18 protein-coding genes and 1 pseudogene are annotated in these 14487 nt (G+C 68.5%); 10 read left to right on the forward strand and 9 right to left on the reverse strand.

The window, feature by feature from the left end; all coding sequences use genetic code 11:
* The first annotated feature begins 24 nt into the window (after positions 1-24).
* Positions 25-912 carry a helix-turn-helix transcriptional regulator gene (locus tag ACLJQF_RS22150; RefSeq protein ID WP_410611247.1) on the forward strand — a complete coding sequence of 296 codons (888 nt, stop codon included), beginning with the start codon at positions 25-27 and terminating at the stop codon, positions 910-912.
* An 11-nt stretch (positions 913-923) separates the two neighbouring features.
* On the opposite strand, the gene ACLJQF_RS22155 is transcribed toward ACLJQF_RS22150, so the two are convergent.
* Positions 924-1109, reverse strand: a complete 186-nt coding sequence (locus ACLJQF_RS22155) for a hypothetical protein (RefSeq protein WP_410611248.1) — start codon at positions 1107-1109, stop codon at positions 924-926.
* A gap of 281 nt (positions 1110-1390) precedes the next feature.
* Here ACLJQF_RS22155 and ACLJQF_RS22160 point away from each other — a divergent pair, with 281 nt between their 5' ends.
* The 6 genes from ACLJQF_RS22160 to ACLJQF_RS22185 all read left to right on the forward strand — a co-directional run bounded on the left by ACLJQF_RS22160 (position 1391) and on the right by ACLJQF_RS22185 (position 6434).
* Entirely contained in the window at positions 1391-2872 is a 1482-nt protein-coding gene (locus ACLJQF_RS22160) for an MFS transporter (protein ID WP_410611250.1), read from the forward strand.
* Complete coding sequence (locus ACLJQF_RS22165) at positions 2869-3255, forward strand: DUF2255 family protein (RefSeq protein WP_410611251.1); 387 nt, start codon at positions 2869-2871, stop codon at positions 3253-3255. The genes ACLJQF_RS22160 and ACLJQF_RS22165 overlap by 4 nt, the downstream gene beginning before the upstream one ends.
* On the forward strand, positions 3252-3926 hold the full coding sequence (locus ACLJQF_RS22170) for a flavodoxin (RefSeq protein ID WP_410611252.1): 675 nt from the start codon (positions 3252-3254) through the stop codon (positions 3924-3926). Before ACLJQF_RS22165 ends, ACLJQF_RS22170 begins: the two co-directional genes overlap by 4 nt.
* 97 nt (positions 3927-4023) lie before the next feature.
* Positions 4024-4224 (forward strand): alcohol dehydrogenase catalytic domain-containing protein, encoded by a 201-nt coding sequence (locus ACLJQF_RS22175; RefSeq protein WP_410611390.1) that lies wholly within the window; start codon positions 4024-4026, stop codon positions 4222-4224.
* 175 nt (positions 4225-4399) lie between these two features.
* Entirely contained in the window at positions 4400-5434 is a 1035-nt protein-coding gene (locus ACLJQF_RS22180) for a zinc-binding dehydrogenase (RefSeq protein ID WP_410611253.1), read from the forward strand.
* 16 nt (positions 5435-5450) lie between these two features.
* Complete coding sequence (locus ACLJQF_RS22185) at positions 5451-6434, forward strand: aldo/keto reductase (RefSeq protein WP_410611254.1); 984 nt, start codon at positions 5451-5453, stop codon at positions 6432-6434.
* A 57-nt stretch (positions 6435-6491) separates the two neighbouring features.
* Here the strand turns inward: ACLJQF_RS22185 and ACLJQF_RS22190 are convergent, their stop codons facing one another.
* From ACLJQF_RS22190 to ACLJQF_RS22210, 5 genes and pseudogenes are all read right to left on the reverse strand, one after another.
* Positions 6492-7478 carry a quinone oxidoreductase family protein gene (locus ACLJQF_RS22190; RefSeq protein WP_410611256.1) on the reverse strand — a complete coding sequence of 329 codons (987 nt, stop codon included), beginning with the start codon at positions 7476-7478 and terminating at the stop codon, positions 6492-6494.
* 10 nt (positions 7479-7488) lie between these two features.
* Positions 7489-7902 (reverse strand): cupin domain-containing protein, encoded by a 414-nt coding sequence (locus ACLJQF_RS22195; protein WP_410611257.1) that lies wholly within the window; start codon positions 7900-7902, stop codon positions 7489-7491.
* 29 nt (positions 7903-7931) lie between these two features.
* The gene (locus ACLJQF_RS22200; protein ID WP_410611258.1) at positions 7932-8132 is read right to left on the reverse strand and encodes a hypothetical protein; all 201 of its coding nucleotides are present in this window, start codon (positions 8130-8132) and stop codon (positions 7932-7934) included.
* 6 nt (positions 8133-8138) lie between these two features.
* Positions 8139-8773 (reverse strand): annotated as a pseudogene (locus ACLJQF_RS22205) (SDR family NAD(P)-dependent oxidoreductase).
* A 64-nt stretch (positions 8774-8837) separates the two neighbouring features.
* Entirely contained in the window at positions 8838-9161 is a 324-nt protein-coding gene (locus tag ACLJQF_RS22210; protein WP_410611259.1) for a carboxymuconolactone decarboxylase family protein, read from the reverse strand.
* 186 nt (positions 9162-9347) lie between these two features.
* Between ACLJQF_RS22210 and ACLJQF_RS22215 the strand changes: the two genes are divergently transcribed.
* Positions 9348-10235 carry a helix-turn-helix domain-containing protein gene (locus ACLJQF_RS22215; RefSeq protein WP_410611260.1) on the forward strand — a complete coding sequence of 296 codons (888 nt, stop codon included), beginning with the start codon at positions 9348-9350 and terminating at the stop codon, positions 10233-10235.
* A gap of 171 nt (positions 10236-10406) precedes the next feature.
* On the opposite strand, the gene ACLJQF_RS22220 is transcribed toward ACLJQF_RS22215, so the two are convergent.
* Positions 10407-10853, reverse strand: a complete 447-nt coding sequence (locus tag ACLJQF_RS22220; RefSeq protein WP_410611392.1) for a substrate-binding domain-containing protein — start codon at positions 10851-10853, stop codon at positions 10407-10409.
* Positions 10854-10927: 74 nt separating this feature from the next.
* Here ACLJQF_RS22220 and ACLJQF_RS22225 point away from each other — a divergent pair, with 74 nt between their 5' ends.
* Positions 10928-11131, forward strand: a complete 204-nt coding sequence (locus tag ACLJQF_RS22225) for a hypothetical protein (RefSeq protein ID WP_410611261.1) — start codon at positions 10928-10930, stop codon at positions 11129-11131.
* Between the two features lie 43 nt (positions 11132-11174).
* On the opposite strand, the gene ACLJQF_RS22230 is transcribed toward ACLJQF_RS22225, so the two are convergent.
* Positions 11175-12401, reverse strand: a complete 1227-nt coding sequence (locus ACLJQF_RS22230; protein WP_410611262.1) for a TRADD-N-associated membrane domain-containing protein — start codon at positions 12399-12401, stop codon at positions 11175-11177.
* A gap of 616 nt (positions 12402-13017) precedes the next feature.
* On the opposite strand from ACLJQF_RS22230, the gene ACLJQF_RS22235 reads away from it, so the two are divergent.
* Positions 13018-13854 carry an SDR family oxidoreductase gene (locus ACLJQF_RS22235; RefSeq protein ID WP_410611263.1) on the forward strand — a complete coding sequence of 279 codons (837 nt, stop codon included), beginning with the start codon at positions 13018-13020 and terminating at the stop codon, positions 13852-13854.
* Here ACLJQF_RS22235 and ACLJQF_RS22240 read toward each other — a convergent pair whose 3' ends face one another.
* Positions 13855-14460: a TetR/AcrR family transcriptional regulator gene (locus ACLJQF_RS22240; RefSeq protein ID WP_410611264.1), complete on the reverse strand. Its 606-nt coding sequence runs from the start codon at positions 14458-14460 to the stop codon at positions 13855-13857.
* Between the last annotated feature and the right edge of the window lie 27 nt (positions 14461-14487).

Consider the following 14487-nt stretch of genomic DNA (forward strand, 5'->3'; position numbering starts at 1 on the left):
TCACGGCCGGTCTAACGTGGGGGTATGGGAGAAATCGACCACCGCGCCGAGGTCCGCGAGTTTCTCAGCTCGCGCCGCGCGCGCATCACTCCTGAGCAGGCGGGGCTGCCGGCCTACGGCGGCAACCGCCGGGTCAAAGGGCTGCGCCGTGAAGAGGTCGCCATGCTCGCCGGCGTCTCCATCGACTACTACGTCCGTATGGAGCGCGGCAATCTCTCCGGTGCCTCCGAAGGCGTGCTGGACGCACTGGCCCAGGCACTGCAGCTGGACGAGGCCGAGCGTGACCACCTCTTCGCGCTCGCCCGGACCGCGGGGGAGCGCCGTTCTCGGCGTCGTACGTCGCCGACCAGCGTGCGCCCCGCCATCCAGGAGGTACTCGACGCCATCACGGACGCGCCGGCCTGGGTCCGCAACGGACGCCACGACATCGTAGCGATGAACTGTCTCGCTCGCGCCCTCTACGCTCCGGTGCTGGCGGATCCACGCCGCCCGGCGAACACCAGCCGGTTCCTTTACCTCAATCCGGATGCTCCCGAATTCTTCGTCGACTGGGAACGAGTCGCCAATGACGCGGCCGCGATGCTTCGCTTGGAGGCGGGCCGCAATCCTCACGATCCTGCGCTGATCAACTTGATTGGTGAACTGTCGACCCAGAGCGAATTCTTCCGCAAGCGCTGGGCATCCCACGACGTGCAGTTCCACCGCGGCGGACGCAAGCGCCTGCGCCACCCGGTCGTCGGCGAACTCGACCTCAACTTCGAAACGATGGAACTGCCGTCCCAGCCGGGCCTGATCCTCAACGTCTACACCGCTCCCGCAGACAGCCCCACCGCCGACGCGCTCAGGATGCTTGCCAGCTGGGCCGCCACCCAGGAGCTGACGGAAGAGTCTCCGGCGGCGAGCCTGACCTGATCCGCGAGTGGTCAACCGCCCGGCAGGAAGTCAGTTGACGCGGCCAGGTCGCGCTGCTCTTCGAATGCGGCAATCCGCTCCTGCAAGGTCGAAATGGTGCTGTCGAGCGCATGCGAACCGAGCATCATCCGCAGCGGCGCTGGCTCGCGGTCGACGCATCTCGATGATGCGGGCGGCCATGCGCGCGGGATCGCCATGGGCCAGGCCGTTCGCCGGATCGATCATCTTGAGGAAGCTGTGCGTCGGCGTCTCGTCATACGCGGGCAAGAGGTCGGCCACTTGGGCGCTGCCGTAGCGGAACTCGGTGCGAGCGCCGCCGCGAGCCGGCGCTCGGGTCCACTGGGGACGGATTTTCGGGTGCGAGGCCGTGCGCCGCTCGGATCGGAGGGAGGTAATGCCAGTCCCTGGAAAGGGCGTGACTCCCAGGCCGGCCCGGGGTGCCGTTGACTCGAGGCATCGACCAACGAAGAGAGGCACGATGAGAACCCTCGAGTCCGGAACCACCGGCAGCGCCGCGCGACCCGCGGCACGCTCGGTCCCCGGCGCCGCGAGCCCGGCCGCGATCCTGGCGATCATCCTGATCAGCTACTTCATGATCTTGCTCGACAACTCGGTCATCTTCACCGGGCTGCCGAGCATCCGCGCCGGCCTGGACCTGAGCCCGGCCACGCTCTCGTGGGTGCAGGACGCCTACACCCTCGTCTTCGGCGGCTTGCTGCTGCTCGGTGCGCGCGCCGGTGACCTCGTGGGCCGGCGGCGGCTGTTCGTCATCGGGTTGGCGATCTTCGGTGCGGCGTCGCTGCTGATCGGACTCGCGCCCACCGGCTGGTGGGTCGTGGCCGCCCGGGCCCTGCAGGGGATCGGTGCCGCCATCGTCGCCCCGACGTCGCTGGCTCTGCTCACTGCCCACTTCGACGGAAAGGCCCGTGCCCGCGCTGTCGCCTGGTACGGCGCCACCGCCGGCATCGGTGCCAGCCTCGGCCTGGTGGTCGGCGGCGCGCTGGCGGCTTGGGTGTCCTGGCGCGCGGCCTTCCTCGTCAACGTGCCGATCGCCGTCGTGATGGTCGTGGCCGCCCGCAAGGTCTTGGCTGGGACCGAGCGGCGCCGCGGACGGTTCGACGCCCTCGGTGCCGTGTGCGCGACGCTCGGCATGGGCGCGCTCGTCTTCGGGATCATCTCCTCCGCCGAGGGCGGCTGGACCTCGCCGGCCACCGTGGCAGGACTGGTCGTCGGCGTGGTGCTGTTGGTGACCCTGGTCATCCACGAGTCGCGGGCCGCACAGCCGATCATGCCGCTGCGTCTGTTCGGCAGCCGTGAGCGGAGCGGCGCGTACGCCACTCGCATGCTCTACATGGGCGCGATGATCGGTTTCTTCTACTTCACCACCCAGTACCTCCAGGATGCGCTCGGTTTCAGTGCGCTGCAGGCCGGCCTGGGCTTTCTCCCGATGACGGCGGTCAACTTCGCCGTCGCGATGCTGATCCCGCGACTGACCACCCGCTTTTCCGGTGCGGTGCTGCTCACGGCAGGCGTCGCGGCGACGCTCGCCGGGATGGCCTGGTTGAGCCGGCTGGCTCCCGGTGACACCTACCTCGTGGCGATCGCGCTGCCGATGCTGCTCATCGGGGCCGGCCAGGGGCTCGCCTTCGCGCCGCTGACCAGCGCGGGGATCGCGCGGGTCCCGCCCGAGGACGCCGGAGCGGCCTCCGGTCTGGTCAACACCGCCCACCAGCTGGGCATGGCGCTCGGCCTGGGCATCCTCGTCACCGTCTCCGTGCATGCCGGGGCAGGCAGCCTCGATGGCGCCGCTGCCGCCACCGCACACGTGGGCGCGGCGCTCACCGGCTCCTCCGTCCTGCTCGTGCTGGCCCTGCTCGTCGTCGCGATCGTCATCGTCCCGGCCGGACGCCCGGCCGCCAAATCCGTCACTGACAACCTCTCCGAGGAGACAGCAGCATGAGCACCACCGAGTGGACCTCCGACGAACTCCGCCGGATCGGCGGCGCGACCGAGCTGCAGATCGCGTCCTACCGTCCGGACGGCACCCTGCGGCCCTACGTCACCATCTGGGCCGTCGCCGCGGCCGGCGGGATCGAGGTCCGGTCCGCGCACGGGGCGGACAACCCGTGGTTCCGGCGCGCGCTGGTCAGCGGTCGTGGCCGCATCCAGGCCGGTGGGGTCGAGCGCGACGTCACCTTCGCCCGCTTGGACGCCGGTGACGCAGCGCAGGCCGACGTCGACGCGGCCTACCACGCGAAGTACGACCGGTACGGGCCGGCCATCGTCGGCGCTGTCACCGGTGAGCATGCAACTCACGTCACGTTGCGGCTGGACCTCGCGTGACCGACCGTCTGGACCGGCGCGGATTCCTCCGAGCCGGAGCTGCGACCGCGTTGGGAGGTGCCTGGCTGATGGGCTGCGGCAGCGAAACCTCGAATCCGGTCGGCTTGAGTCCCACCTCGGCAGCGCGCTCCACCACGCCGGCCGGGCCCGGAGCGCGGGTCCTGCTCGCCTGCTTCTCGCGCGCTGGTGAGAACTACCACTACGGCGGCCGGAAGTTCCTGCAGGTCGGCAACACGGAGGTCCTCGCCGGCTTGATCCGCGAGCGCATCGCCTGCGACGTCCACCGCATCGAAGCCGCCGAGCCCTACTCCGACGGCTACGACGACACGGTGGCCCGCAACGTGCGTGAACAGAACGCCGATGCCCGCCCGGCCATCGCCGGCGCGCTCCCCGCGATCGACGGCTACGACGTCGTAATGCTGGGCAGCGGCCTCTGGAACGTCCGCCCGCCCATGATCATGCGCAGTTTCGCCGAGAAGCTCGACTTCTCCGGCAAGACCGTCCTGCCGGTCGTCACCTATGCCGTGAGCGGACTGGGCCGGGCGGCGGAGGAGTACGCGAGGGCATGCCCTGGCGCGACCGTCGGCGAGGGCCTCGCGGTGCGCGGCGAAGAAGTCGCCCAAGCCGGCGACGCAGTCTCGTCGTGGCTCAAGCGCGTCGCTTTGGTCTGACCAGTCAAGAACACCACGTCGAACCACCAGAGGAGAGGAATCGTGACGACCACGGTCGACGCCTACGGAGTGGTCGAAGCCGCTGGACGCTGGTCCGCTGCCGGTCGGCCCGCTCGTCCCTGGCCACGAGATCGTTGGCGTCGTCATCGAAATCAGCAGCGAGGTGACCGAGCACCGGATCGGCATCGGCTGCATGTTCGACGCCTGCCGCGAATGCTCGAACTGCTGGAAGGGGAGCAGTACTCCCCACGAAAGAGTGAGATCTTCGGCTGCGGAGGCTACGAGCACTCACCCGTAAGTGGGGGGTCTGTCATTACCCCGGTGAGCAGACCCTCCCACGGCTGCAGCGTGCGGTGTTTCCTTGCTAGCACACGGGGTAGGCCGTAGGTCGTCGGCGACGGTATCGGACATGAATGCCGCTCACGAACGGCCGGCCGTTCCGGCTCCGAAACACTCACGAAGGAAGGAAACTCATGCGGGCAACCATCATGTACGGCGCCGGTGACGTGCGGGTGGAGAACGTACCCGACGCCAAGCTGATCGAGGACACCGATGCGGTGGTGCGGGTGCTGCGTTCCTGCGTTTGCGGCAGCGACTTGTGGCCGTACGGATCCATGCCCGCCTCAACCGAAGGCAGGCGCATGGGGCACGAGTTCCTCGGTGTCGTGGAGAGCGTCGGCGCGGACGTGTCCGGACTGAAGTCAGGGGACGTGGTGGTCGCGCCGTTCGTGTGGGCCGACAACACCTGCGACTTCTGCTCCGAGGGCCTGCACACATCCTGCCGCCACGGCGGCCAGTGGGGTGCGTCCGATGTGGATGGTGGCCAGGGCGAAGCGGTGCGGGTGCCGCAGGCCCAGGGCACGCTGGTGAAGCTGCCCGTCGGCGAGGACTCCGAGCTGCTGCCGTCGCTGCTGACGCTGTCGGACGTCTTCTGCACCGGCCACCACGGTGTGGTGACCTCCCGGGTCGGCCCGGGCAAGTCGGTGACGGTGGTCGGTGACGGCGCGGTGGGGCTTTCGGCGGTGCTGGCCGCGAAGCGCCTCGGTGCCGAGCGCATCGTGCTCATGGGCCGCCACAAGGTGCGCACCGACCTCGGCCGTGAGTTCGGTGCCACCGACGTCGTGGCCGAGCGCGGCGAAGAGGGCATCGAGAAGGTGCGAGAGCTGACTCGCGGAGACGGTACGCACGCGGTCGTCGAATGTGTCGGCACCGAACAGTCGCTGGGGATGGCGCTGGGTGTCGTCCGCGACGGCGGCGTCGTCAGCAGGCTCGGCGTGTCGCAGTACACGCACGTCCCGATGGGCTTCGACTCGATGATGAAGAACCTCACCGTGACCGGTGGGGCGGCGCCGGCCCGCGCCTACATCGAGGAGCTGCTGCCCGACATCCTCGACGGCAAGATCGAGCCGGGCAAGGTGTTCGACCGGACCGTGAGCATCGAAGAGGTGCCCGAGGGTTACCGCGCGATGGCCGACCGCGAAGCGCTGAAGGTCCTCATCCGACCCTGAACGCGAAGGAGCAATCGTGAAGCACAGCAAACTGAGGGATCTCGATGTTTCCCGCATCGGCCTGGGCGCGATGGGCATGTCCCACGGGTACACCGGAGCCGGCAGCGACGACGCCGAGTCCATTCGCACGATCCACCGCGCGCTCGAACTGGGTGTCACCCTCATCGACACGGCCGAGATCTACGGGCCCTACGTCAACGAGGAACTCGTCGGACGCGCGCTCAAGGGCCACCGCGACGAGGTGGTGCTGGCCACCAAGTACGGCCTGGTCTCCCACACCGGTGACGGTCCGTGGAAGCTCGACAGCAGCCCGGCCAACATCCGCACCGCCGTCGAAGGATCGCTGCGGCGCTTGGGCACCGACCACATCGACCTGTACTACCAGCACCGCGTCGATCCGAACACGCCCATCGAGGACACCATCGGCGCGGTGGCCGAGCTGGTGGCCGAGGGCAAGGTCCGGCACATCGGGCTCTCCGAGGCCGGGGTCGACACGATCCGCCGGGCCCACGCCGTGCACCCCATCACCGCGCTGCAGTCGGAGTACTCGCTGTGGACCCGTGACCCGGAGCCGGAGCCGGAGGTGCTGCCGCTGCTTCGCGAGCTGCGCATCGGGTTCGTGCCGTATTCGCCGCTGGGACACGGCTTCCTGACCGGGACGATCCGCTCGACCGATCAGTTCGACGCCGACGACTTCCGTGCGACCAACCCGCGTTTCACCGGTGAAAACTTCGAGCGCAACCTGGCTATCGCCGATGAGGTCCAGGCCGTCGCCGCCGAGGTCGGTGCCACGCCGGCACAGGTCGCCCTGGCCTGGCTGCTGGCGCAGGGTGACGACATCGCCCCGATCCCCGGCACGAAACGGGTTTCCCGCGTCGAGGAGAACACTGCCGCCGATCGCGTCGAGCTGACCGCCGGACAGCTCGAAAAGCTCAACAATCTGACCCCGCCCGCGGGGGAGCACCACAACGAAGCCCAGATGCAGATGATCGACCGATGATCCGCGGCTGCTCGCCCGTGCCACCAGGCGCGGGCGAGCGAGCAGGGTCGGTGCCGCTCAGGGCACGGACAGGACGATCTTGCCGTGAGCTCGGTGGGAACGGAGTCGCTCGGCTGCCTCGTCGGCGGCATCGAAGGACAGGGTGGTGTCGATGAGCGGCCGGATGCGGCCGTCGGCGACCGCGGGGAGCAGTTGGTCGCCGGCGTTCGCGATGACCGCGCCGAGTTCCGCGGCCCGGGTGAAGCCGAAGGACACCCCGCGCAGCCGCAGGTGCCGATAGGACAGCGCATCCAGATCGATGGACGACCGCGCGGTATCCAGCCGGCCGATGTTGACCACCGCACCGTCGATGCGCGTGGCGCGCAGGCAATCGGCGAAGGTCTGCCCGCCGACGTGGTCCAGGACCACGTCGGCGCCCTGACCACCGGTCGCGTCCAGCACCGCCGCGGTCAAGTCGTTCCCGCCGGTGATGACGACCGTGTCTGCTCCGGCTCGCTTCAACAGGTCTCGTTTGCCGGTGGACCGCGTCGTGGCGATGATCCCTGCCGCGCCGAGGGTCTTGGCGATCTGGACGCCGATCAAGCCGATGCTGGACGTGGCGCCGGTGATCAGTACCGACATCCCGGGCGTGAAACCGCCGGCCATGAGCGCGCCGTGCTCGGTGAGCAGGCCGGTGGGCAACGCACACGCCTCCTCGAGCGCGAGGCCGTCGGGCACCGGCAGCACGTGCCGGTGGTCGGTGAGAACGTACTGGGCAAAGTTGCCGGGCGTCGTGCCCATCACCCGTTGCCCAGTCACGAGGCCGCGCACGCCCGCACCGACGCCCGCGACCTCGCCGGCGAACTCGAAACCGGCCTGATACGTCTCGCCCGTGCCGCCGGTCGTCGGGTCGGCTGCGGCCAACATCGACGCGTCGGCGTTGTTCAGGGCTCCGGCGCGGGCTCTTACCAGCACCTCACCGGGACCCGGTTCCGGCACGGGCACCTCACGTCGCACCCAGCCGGGGCCGGAACCACCGAACAATGCCGTCATCGTCGCGGGCATGGTGTTCCTCTCAGTGGTTGCGGGTGCGCGGGCCGGTGTACTGCTCGTCGGTCACGTGCTCCAGCCACGTCGTCTCGGGCGCGTCGGTGCCGCTGCCTTCCCACAGGGCCAGGTGCTGCATGAACCGGTCGGGGGTCGCCCCGTGCCAGTGCTCCTCGCCGGGCGGGCAGGTGACCGTCTCGCCCGGGTGGGCCTCGAAGATCGTGCCGTCGCGGGTGCCGATCAGTGCGGTGCCCGACACGACGTGCAGGGTCTGCCCCAGGACGTGGTGGTGCCAGGCGGTCCGCGCGCCGGGGGCGAAGCGGACCATGTTGGTACGCATGCGGGAAGGCTCCTGGCCGGCGTAGATCACGTCGAACCAGACGTCACCGGTGAACCAGTCGGCCGGGGCCTTGGTGGTGCCGGGGGGCCGGACGAACTCCATGCGGATTGCTCCTTGTCGGTAGTGGTGGGTCAGGCGTCGTCGTCGTGCGCCAGGTCCATGCCGAGTTCACGCGAGGCACGAGCCTGTTCGGTGATCTCCTGGCCCTTGGCTTCGGCGGTCGGGATGGCGTCGGAGCCGGCGACGAACCGCCGCGGCGGTTCCGCCTGGTCGGCGACTCTGAGCAGGGCATCGGCCAGCTTGGCCGGGTCGCCCGCCTGCTTGCCGTTCATCGACTGCTACATCTGCCTGGTGGTGGCGGTGCGCTCGGCGTAGTCGTCGATCGAGCTCTCGGCCCAGCTGGTGGACGCTTCCACCAGCAGTTCGGTGCGGAAGAATCCGGGTTCCACGATCGTGGTGCGGATGCCGTAGGGATCGACGTCGTAGCGCAGGGACTCCATCCAGCCTTCGACACCGAACTTGGCGGTGGCGTAGGCGACGCAGAACTCCTGGCCCACCAGCCCGGCGATCGACGAGATCGTCATGACGTGACCGGACCGCTGTGCACGCAGGACGGGCAGGACCGCTCGCGTGACGTTCATCGGACCGAAGAGGTTCGTCTCGATCTGCCGGCGCATCTGCTGAGGGGAGATCTCCTCGAAGTAGCCGGCCTGGAACGTGGAGCGTTGTTGATCAGGACGTCGATGCGGCCGAACCGCGCCACGGCGGCGTCGACGGAGGTGTAGGCGGCGTCCAGGTCGGTGATGTCCAGGGCGGCGGCCAGCAGGTTGTCCTGCTCGCCGCCCAACGCCTCGAGGACGTTCGCCGGATTGCGCCCGGTGGCCACGACCTGGTGGCCGGCGGCCAGCGCCGCTCGGGCGATGTCAGTGCCCAGGCCACGCCCAGCGCCGGTGATGAAGAAGACCTTGCTCATGAAATGTGCAGCTCCTCGGGGTGACAGGCCTTGGTGCGGGCCGGTCGGTGTACGGATTCGGTGGTCAGTCGGTGCCGGCGAGGATGTTCTTGAGCTGACCCGCCGCACCCATCGCGTTGGGCCAGCCCGCGTAGAAGGCCAGGTGGGTGATCGCTTCGCTCAGCTCGTCTTCGGTCAGCCCGTTGTCCAGCGCCAGCTTCAGGTGGAAGCCGAGCTGCTCGCTGCGGTACAGGGCGACCAGAGCGGTCACCGTGATCAGGCTGCGGTCGCGCGGGGAGAGCCCGGGGCGCTCCCAGACGTCACCGAAGAGCACCTGATCGGTGAGGTCGGCGAGCTTGGGCGCCACGTCGCCGATGGCCTTCTGCGCGGCGGACTGTTCTTCGGCCATGACGTGCTCCCTTGTTCATTCACCAGGTAGATGAGGGTGATTCCGGTTTTGCCCTGACCACCACGCTTCGAGCGTGACACTCCTGCGGGTGAGCCGCAAAGGGAGAATTCATTCCCGGGAGAACGACATCCTGGGAGAAAACTCTCCTCCCCTCCTGCGGGCGGCGAAGGGGGGAGAATGAAGCTCATGAGCAGCAACGCCCACATGAATGAACTCGGGGAGTTCCTCAAGGCCCGCCGGGCCGAGCTCAGCCCCCGCGACGTCGGCTTGGCCGAGACGGGCAAGCGGCGTGTCCGGGGGCTGCGGCGGGAGGAAGTCGCCCAGCTCACCTCGATCAGCACCGACTACTACACCCGACTGGAACAAGGTCGCATGCAGGCATCGGCTCCCGTCCTGTCGACCCTCGCGCGAGTCCTGCAGCTGGATGACGACCAGAAGAAGTACCTCTTCAGCCTGGCCGGTAAAACTCCCACCCGATCACCGAGGCGTACCCGGCAGAAAGTCCAGCCGCCGTTGAGGCGGCTCATGGAGGACCTCACCGCCACCCCGGCCATCGTGATGGGGCGCCGGATGGACGTCATCGCCTGGAATTCCCTGGCTGCCGCCCTGGTCACCGATTTCGGCCGGATTCCTGAGAAGCACCGGAATTACGTGCGCATCGTGTTCACCGATCCGGCCATGCGGACGTTGTACCAGCACTGGGAGACCGTTGCCCGCACCTGCGTCGCGCAGCTCCGGATGGAGGCGGCCAAGTACCCCGACGACCCTCGGCTGGCGGCTCTCGTCGGCGAGCTGTCAGTGCAGGACGAGCAGTTCCGCGAGTGGTGGGCCGCCCGCCACGTCGCGACCCTCGGCGTCGGCACCAAGACCCTCCACCACCCCGTTGCGGGCGCGCTGACCCTGGACTGGGACACCCTCACCGCGAGCACCGACCCCGACCAGCAACTCGTCGTCTGGACCGCCGAAGCCGGCACTCCCTCCCACGACGGCTTGCGCCTGCTCGCCTCCTGGGCGGCTGACCAGAAACTGTCGCCCTGGCGAAGTGACGACGCCGGGGCAGACCGGAAGCGGTGACCGCTCACGACTTGCCCGCTTCGGCACCCAGGCCGTCGTCCGCGGCCAGATCGCGGCTGCGGGTCTCCTGGTAGGTGCCGACCGGGACGATGGACAGCACGGTGAGCCCGAAGCTCCGTGTGTCTAGCAGGGCGAAGACGAACGCCCAGGCCGCGACGCCGAATGCGCCGATCAGGGCGGGTGAGGAAGCCGATGGCGGACGTGCCGAAGGGCGGCGTTGTGCAGGAGAGCGGGTCCGCCGCGGTGGTGTGTGCGGGCTGGGCCGGGCTCGCGGCGGTGACCAGGCGCTTTGCCCGACAGGCGGGCCACGACGGCTTCGGCCCGTTGCCGGCCCGCTTCGTCGAGATCGAAGCAGACGGTCGTGAGCGGTGGGGCCGTCAACCGGGCGGTGGGGATGTCGTCGGCGCCGATGATGGCGAGGTTCTCGGGCGCGGTGAGGCCGAGTTCGCGCATGCCTGCCAGCACCGCGATCGCGGTCTCGTCGTTGAAGGCGCACACGGCGGTCACCGACTGCGCCGCCCACTGCGTGACAGCCTTGGCCGCGTGGGCGATCTCCAGGTCCGTGCTGAGAAGCCGGCCCGGGAACGCATTCCTGGCGTTATCCCCTCCCCGCGGGATACGGCAGGCCGGCCGAGCTCACGATGGACACACCGTTGCGGGAGCTTCGCCGTGACCCAGCCGTATGGGCCGCCGTGACCAAGGTGCTGCGGACGTACTTCCCCGGCGTCCCGCTCGACGCCGGGGACGCGCAGCGCGCCGCTATGTCGCTCCACGCCGTCTTGCAGCGCCTCCCCGGCTCGGTCGCCGACCTCGGCCGCGACCTGCGGCACGCGCTCACCCACGTCCGCGAAGCGCCGCCGCGCTCGGGTACGACGTCCGAGGACCCGGGGATGTGACCGAGACCGTGGTCGACCGTCGTCGCCCATGGGTGACCGGGTCTCAACGTTGGGCCGGGACGACGACCTCGGGAGTGCTTCCGTTGCCACTGGTACCGGCGCCGGAGACGTTCCCGGCCAGCACCTCCTGGGCGGCCAGTCGCGAGAGCAGGCTAAGGGCGGCGTCGCGATCGGTGTCGAGTTTGACCTTCGAGATCAGGAAATTGGCGAAATGCAGGTGGTGGGTTGCCACCAAGCGGTCGTGGAAGGTGCCGATCGACTTGATGGTCTCCGTGAACATTCGAAGGTACACCACCGCGATGAAGTTTCCGAGAATCCCGCCGATCGCGCCCAGCGTCGCGATGAGGATCTTCTCCAACGAGCTTGCCGGAGTCGCCGACTTCAGCAAGGCGAACGCGACACCGACCACCGCGAAACCGGCCAAAATGCAGAATATCCCGGTGAGGAAGATGATGCCGCGCTGTCGCAGCGCCTGGTCGTAATAGCGTCTCAGTTGCTGGCTGTGTACCTGGAAGAGCTTCATCGCTCGCCGCTCGAGAACGGCAGTGGACAGCATCTGTTCCAGGTCTTGCTGTCCCCGCACGGCCTCGATGTCCTTGAAGGCATCGACCGCCTCGAACCGCGCCCACGCCCCCATTCCCGCGAAGATCACCGAGTACAACAGGCTCAGCAGCCACGTGCTGTCCAAATGGTACCGAACGAACAGAAGGACGCTGAAAGCGAACGACATGAGACTCGTGAGAGCTAGAATCCCTGCCGCCTTCCGCATCAACTTCCGCCGTTTGTCGAGCCGTCGAACCCGACGGTCGATCGCCGCCACGTCCGTGGAAATCACCGGATCGACCTCGCCCATTTCCAGCCCGGCCCCCGGCTCCCAGCAGGCAGTGGCTCCGATCGGATTCTTCAGCTCCTCCAAGCCGGCCCGCTCGATCTCCTCGACCAGCGAACGCACCAGGTCGAGCATCTTCACCTCGAACTGGCCACCGCTCGGACGCCCCCGCACGGAAGTGAAGTCCAGCCGTCCGTAGGCGTACACCCTCAAAGTCATTTCGCCATCTGCAGCGATGACGTCGATGGTCACGTTCTGGGCTTCTTTCAGTTGATGTCGAGCCAGGGAAACCATCGGCTTCGCCAATGGCCCCCGCAATGCGGCGAGCTTGGCGCGGGATACGGGGGAGCCGTCGGTGTCGCACACCGCCAGCCGGATCTTGGCAATCTCTCCCGACGCGACCAGAAACTCGGTCGCCGCACGCAGTTCCTTGAGCTTCACCGTGAGGCCTCCCTGTTCCGGCTATGGCCGCATAGGACAATGTCAGGGTCGCGGGCACAAAGGTGGGTGTTACGTCCACTGTGTTTCGCAACCCGGCTGTGACCTGCGAAAAGGGGGCGAGAGTGAGACGCTTGCGACGGGGATGACGACCGCGTAACGGTGCCGAAATGAGCTAAACGGCACGCGGTGTCGATCACGAACCGATAGCGCACATCCGGGCGAAGTGACCGATCGCGCATGGGGCGCTGGCCAGTGGGGACGAGGCCGCCCTGATCACCCGCTACGACGACGTCAAGAGCGTCCTGTCCGCTCCGCGGTTCGGCAAGTGGTTCACCGCCAAGCGGAGGAATGCGTTGCGGCCGGGCATGGCGGCGATGGCCGAGCAGCTCGTCGACGAGACGGTGGCGAAGGGTACACCTGGAGATCTGAAGGCGGGACTGAACGCCGATCCGTTTGCCTGGGGTGCCCCGTCACTCCGTGGAACGTTGTGCCCTGGCACAGCTCGTCCTGCCACGTCCGGCACTCTGCCGCGAAGCTGGATTAGCACGGCCTCAATCAGGCTATCCGCCGCGCGTGCAGGTTGCCGGCGCAGTACGTTCGAGATCAGGGAGAACGAATGAACAACGGCGTAACGGTCGTCATCGGCGCGGGCAGCATCGGTTTGGCGATCGCCCGTCACGTGGGCAGCGGCCAGACCGTACTTCTGGCCGATCTCAATGACAAGACACTGGAGACCGCCGCCGAGCAGCTTCGCGACCAGGGCCACGAGGTGGTCACCCGGACCACCGATGTGTCCGACCACGGCTCGGTCGCCGCCCTCGCCGACGGCGCCGCCGAACTCGGTCCGGTCACCCATGTGGTGCACACGGCCGGGGTGTCGCCGGTGCAGGCGAGCACTGAGCGGATCCTGCACGTCGACCTGCTCGGCACCGCGCTGGTGCTGGACGAGTTCGCCCGGGTCGTCGCGCCCGGTGGTGCCGGAGTGGTGATTTCGAGCATGGCGGGACACATGTTCTCCCCGTACGCACCCGATGTCGAGCAGGCGCTCGCGAACACCCCGGCGGGTGACCTGCTGGCACTGCCGGCCCTCGCACCGGAGACGGTGGGTGACAGCGGTGCTGCCTACGGCCTGTCGAAGCGGGCGAACGCGCTGCGGGTGCAGGCGGAAGCGGTGGCGTGGGGCAAGCGCGGCGCCCGGATCAACTGCATCAGCCCCGGCATCATCCTGACTCCGCTGGCCCGGGATGAGATGTCCGGTCCCGCTGCGGAGGGGTATCGGCGGATGGTCGAGACGTGCGCTGCCCAGCGGGTCGGCACTCCCGACGAAGTCGCTCACCTGGCGGCGTTCCTGCTCGGTCCGAATGCCGGTTTCATCACCGGTGCGGATGTCCTGGCCGACGGTGGCGTGATCGCGGCCCTGCGTGCGGGACAGCTCTCGCTCACGGGTGGCTGATCAGCTGGTCCAGCTGCAGGGCCGCGGCGCCTCGTCGAGGGGCCAGGCGGCAGGGAGGGGGCTCGCTCCGACGGGGGACAGGGCGTCCAGGATGAGCGCGACGTAGCGCCGCCAGCTGTCTTCCTCCGGATCCATGCTCCAGAGCACGCCGGAGAGCATTCCCATGATCCGGTGGAGGTCCCCGGGGACGAGATCGTCCCGGATGAGGCCGGCTTGCTGGCCCCGGCTGGCGAGCAAGGTCAACGAGTCGAGGAACGGGACGGCAACTTCGGCGGTGAGGGCGCCGGAGTCCTTGGCCGCGGCCAGGGTGTTGCGCTCGCGGACCATCATGGACAACGTCGTCTCCATGACGACCCGAAGGCCGTTCCTGGGGTCGTCATCGCTGAGCGCCTGCTTGATGGTGGGGCCGAGCTCTTCGGCGAAGCCCTGTTCGAGCGCGGCCCGGACGAGGTCTCCCTTGTTCGGGAAGTGGCGGTAGAGCGTTCTGATGCCGACGTCGGCGCGGCGGGCGATGTCCGTGAGCGGCGCGTCCGGCCCGAGGTCGGCGAAGACCTCGCGCGCGGCACGCAGGATGCGCTCGACGTTGCCCGCGGCGTCTGCGCGCAACTGCCGCTCGTTGTCGTTGGCTACGTT

Origin of the sequence: Amycolatopsis sp. lyj-109 (genome assembly GCF_046548995.1) — a bacterium.
Taxonomy (GTDB): Bacteria; Actinomycetota; Actinomycetes; order Mycobacteriales; family Pseudonocardiaceae; genus Amycolatopsis.

Coding starts and splice junctions, on each gene's coding strand:
- ACLJQF_RS22190 (WP_410611256.1), bottom strand. CDS start 7,478: ATGCCCGCGACGATGACGGCATTGTTCGGTGGTTCCGGCCCCGGCTGG.
- ACLJQF_RS22150 (WP_410611247.1), top strand. CDS start 25: ATGGGAGAAATCGACCACCGCGCCGAGGTCCGCGAGTTTCTCAGCTCG.
- ACLJQF_RS22200 (WP_410611258.1), bottom strand. CDS start 8,132: ATGAACGGCAAGCAGGCGGGCGACCCGGCCAAGCTGGCCGATGCCCTG.
- ACLJQF_RS22215 (WP_410611260.1), top strand. CDS start 9,348: ATGAGCAGCAACGCCCACATGAATGAACTCGGGGAGTTCCTCAAGGCC.
- ACLJQF_RS22155 (WP_410611248.1), bottom strand. CDS start 1,109: ATGGCGATCCCGCGCGCATGGCCGCCCGCATCATCGAGATGCGTCGAC.
- ACLJQF_RS22165 (WP_410611251.1), top strand. CDS start 2,869: ATGAGCACCACCGAGTGGACCTCCGACGAACTCCGCCGGATCGGCGGC.
- ACLJQF_RS22180 (WP_410611253.1), top strand. CDS start 4,400: ATGCGGGCAACCATCATGTACGGCGCCGGTGACGTGCGGGTGGAGAAC.
- ACLJQF_RS22195 (WP_410611257.1), bottom strand. CDS start 7,902: ATGGAGTTCGTCCGGCCCCCCGGCACCACCAAGGCCCCGGCCGACTGG.
- ACLJQF_RS22210 (WP_410611259.1), bottom strand. CDS start 9,161: ATGGCCGAAGAACAGTCCGCCGCGCAGAAGGCCATCGGCGACGTGGCG.
- ACLJQF_RS22235 (WP_410611263.1), top strand. CDS start 13,018: ATGAACAACGGCGTAACGGTCGTCATCGGCGCGGGCAGCATCGGTTTG.
- ACLJQF_RS22160 (WP_410611250.1), top strand. CDS start 1,391: ATGAGAACCCTCGAGTCCGGAACCACCGGCAGCGCCGCGCGACCCGCG.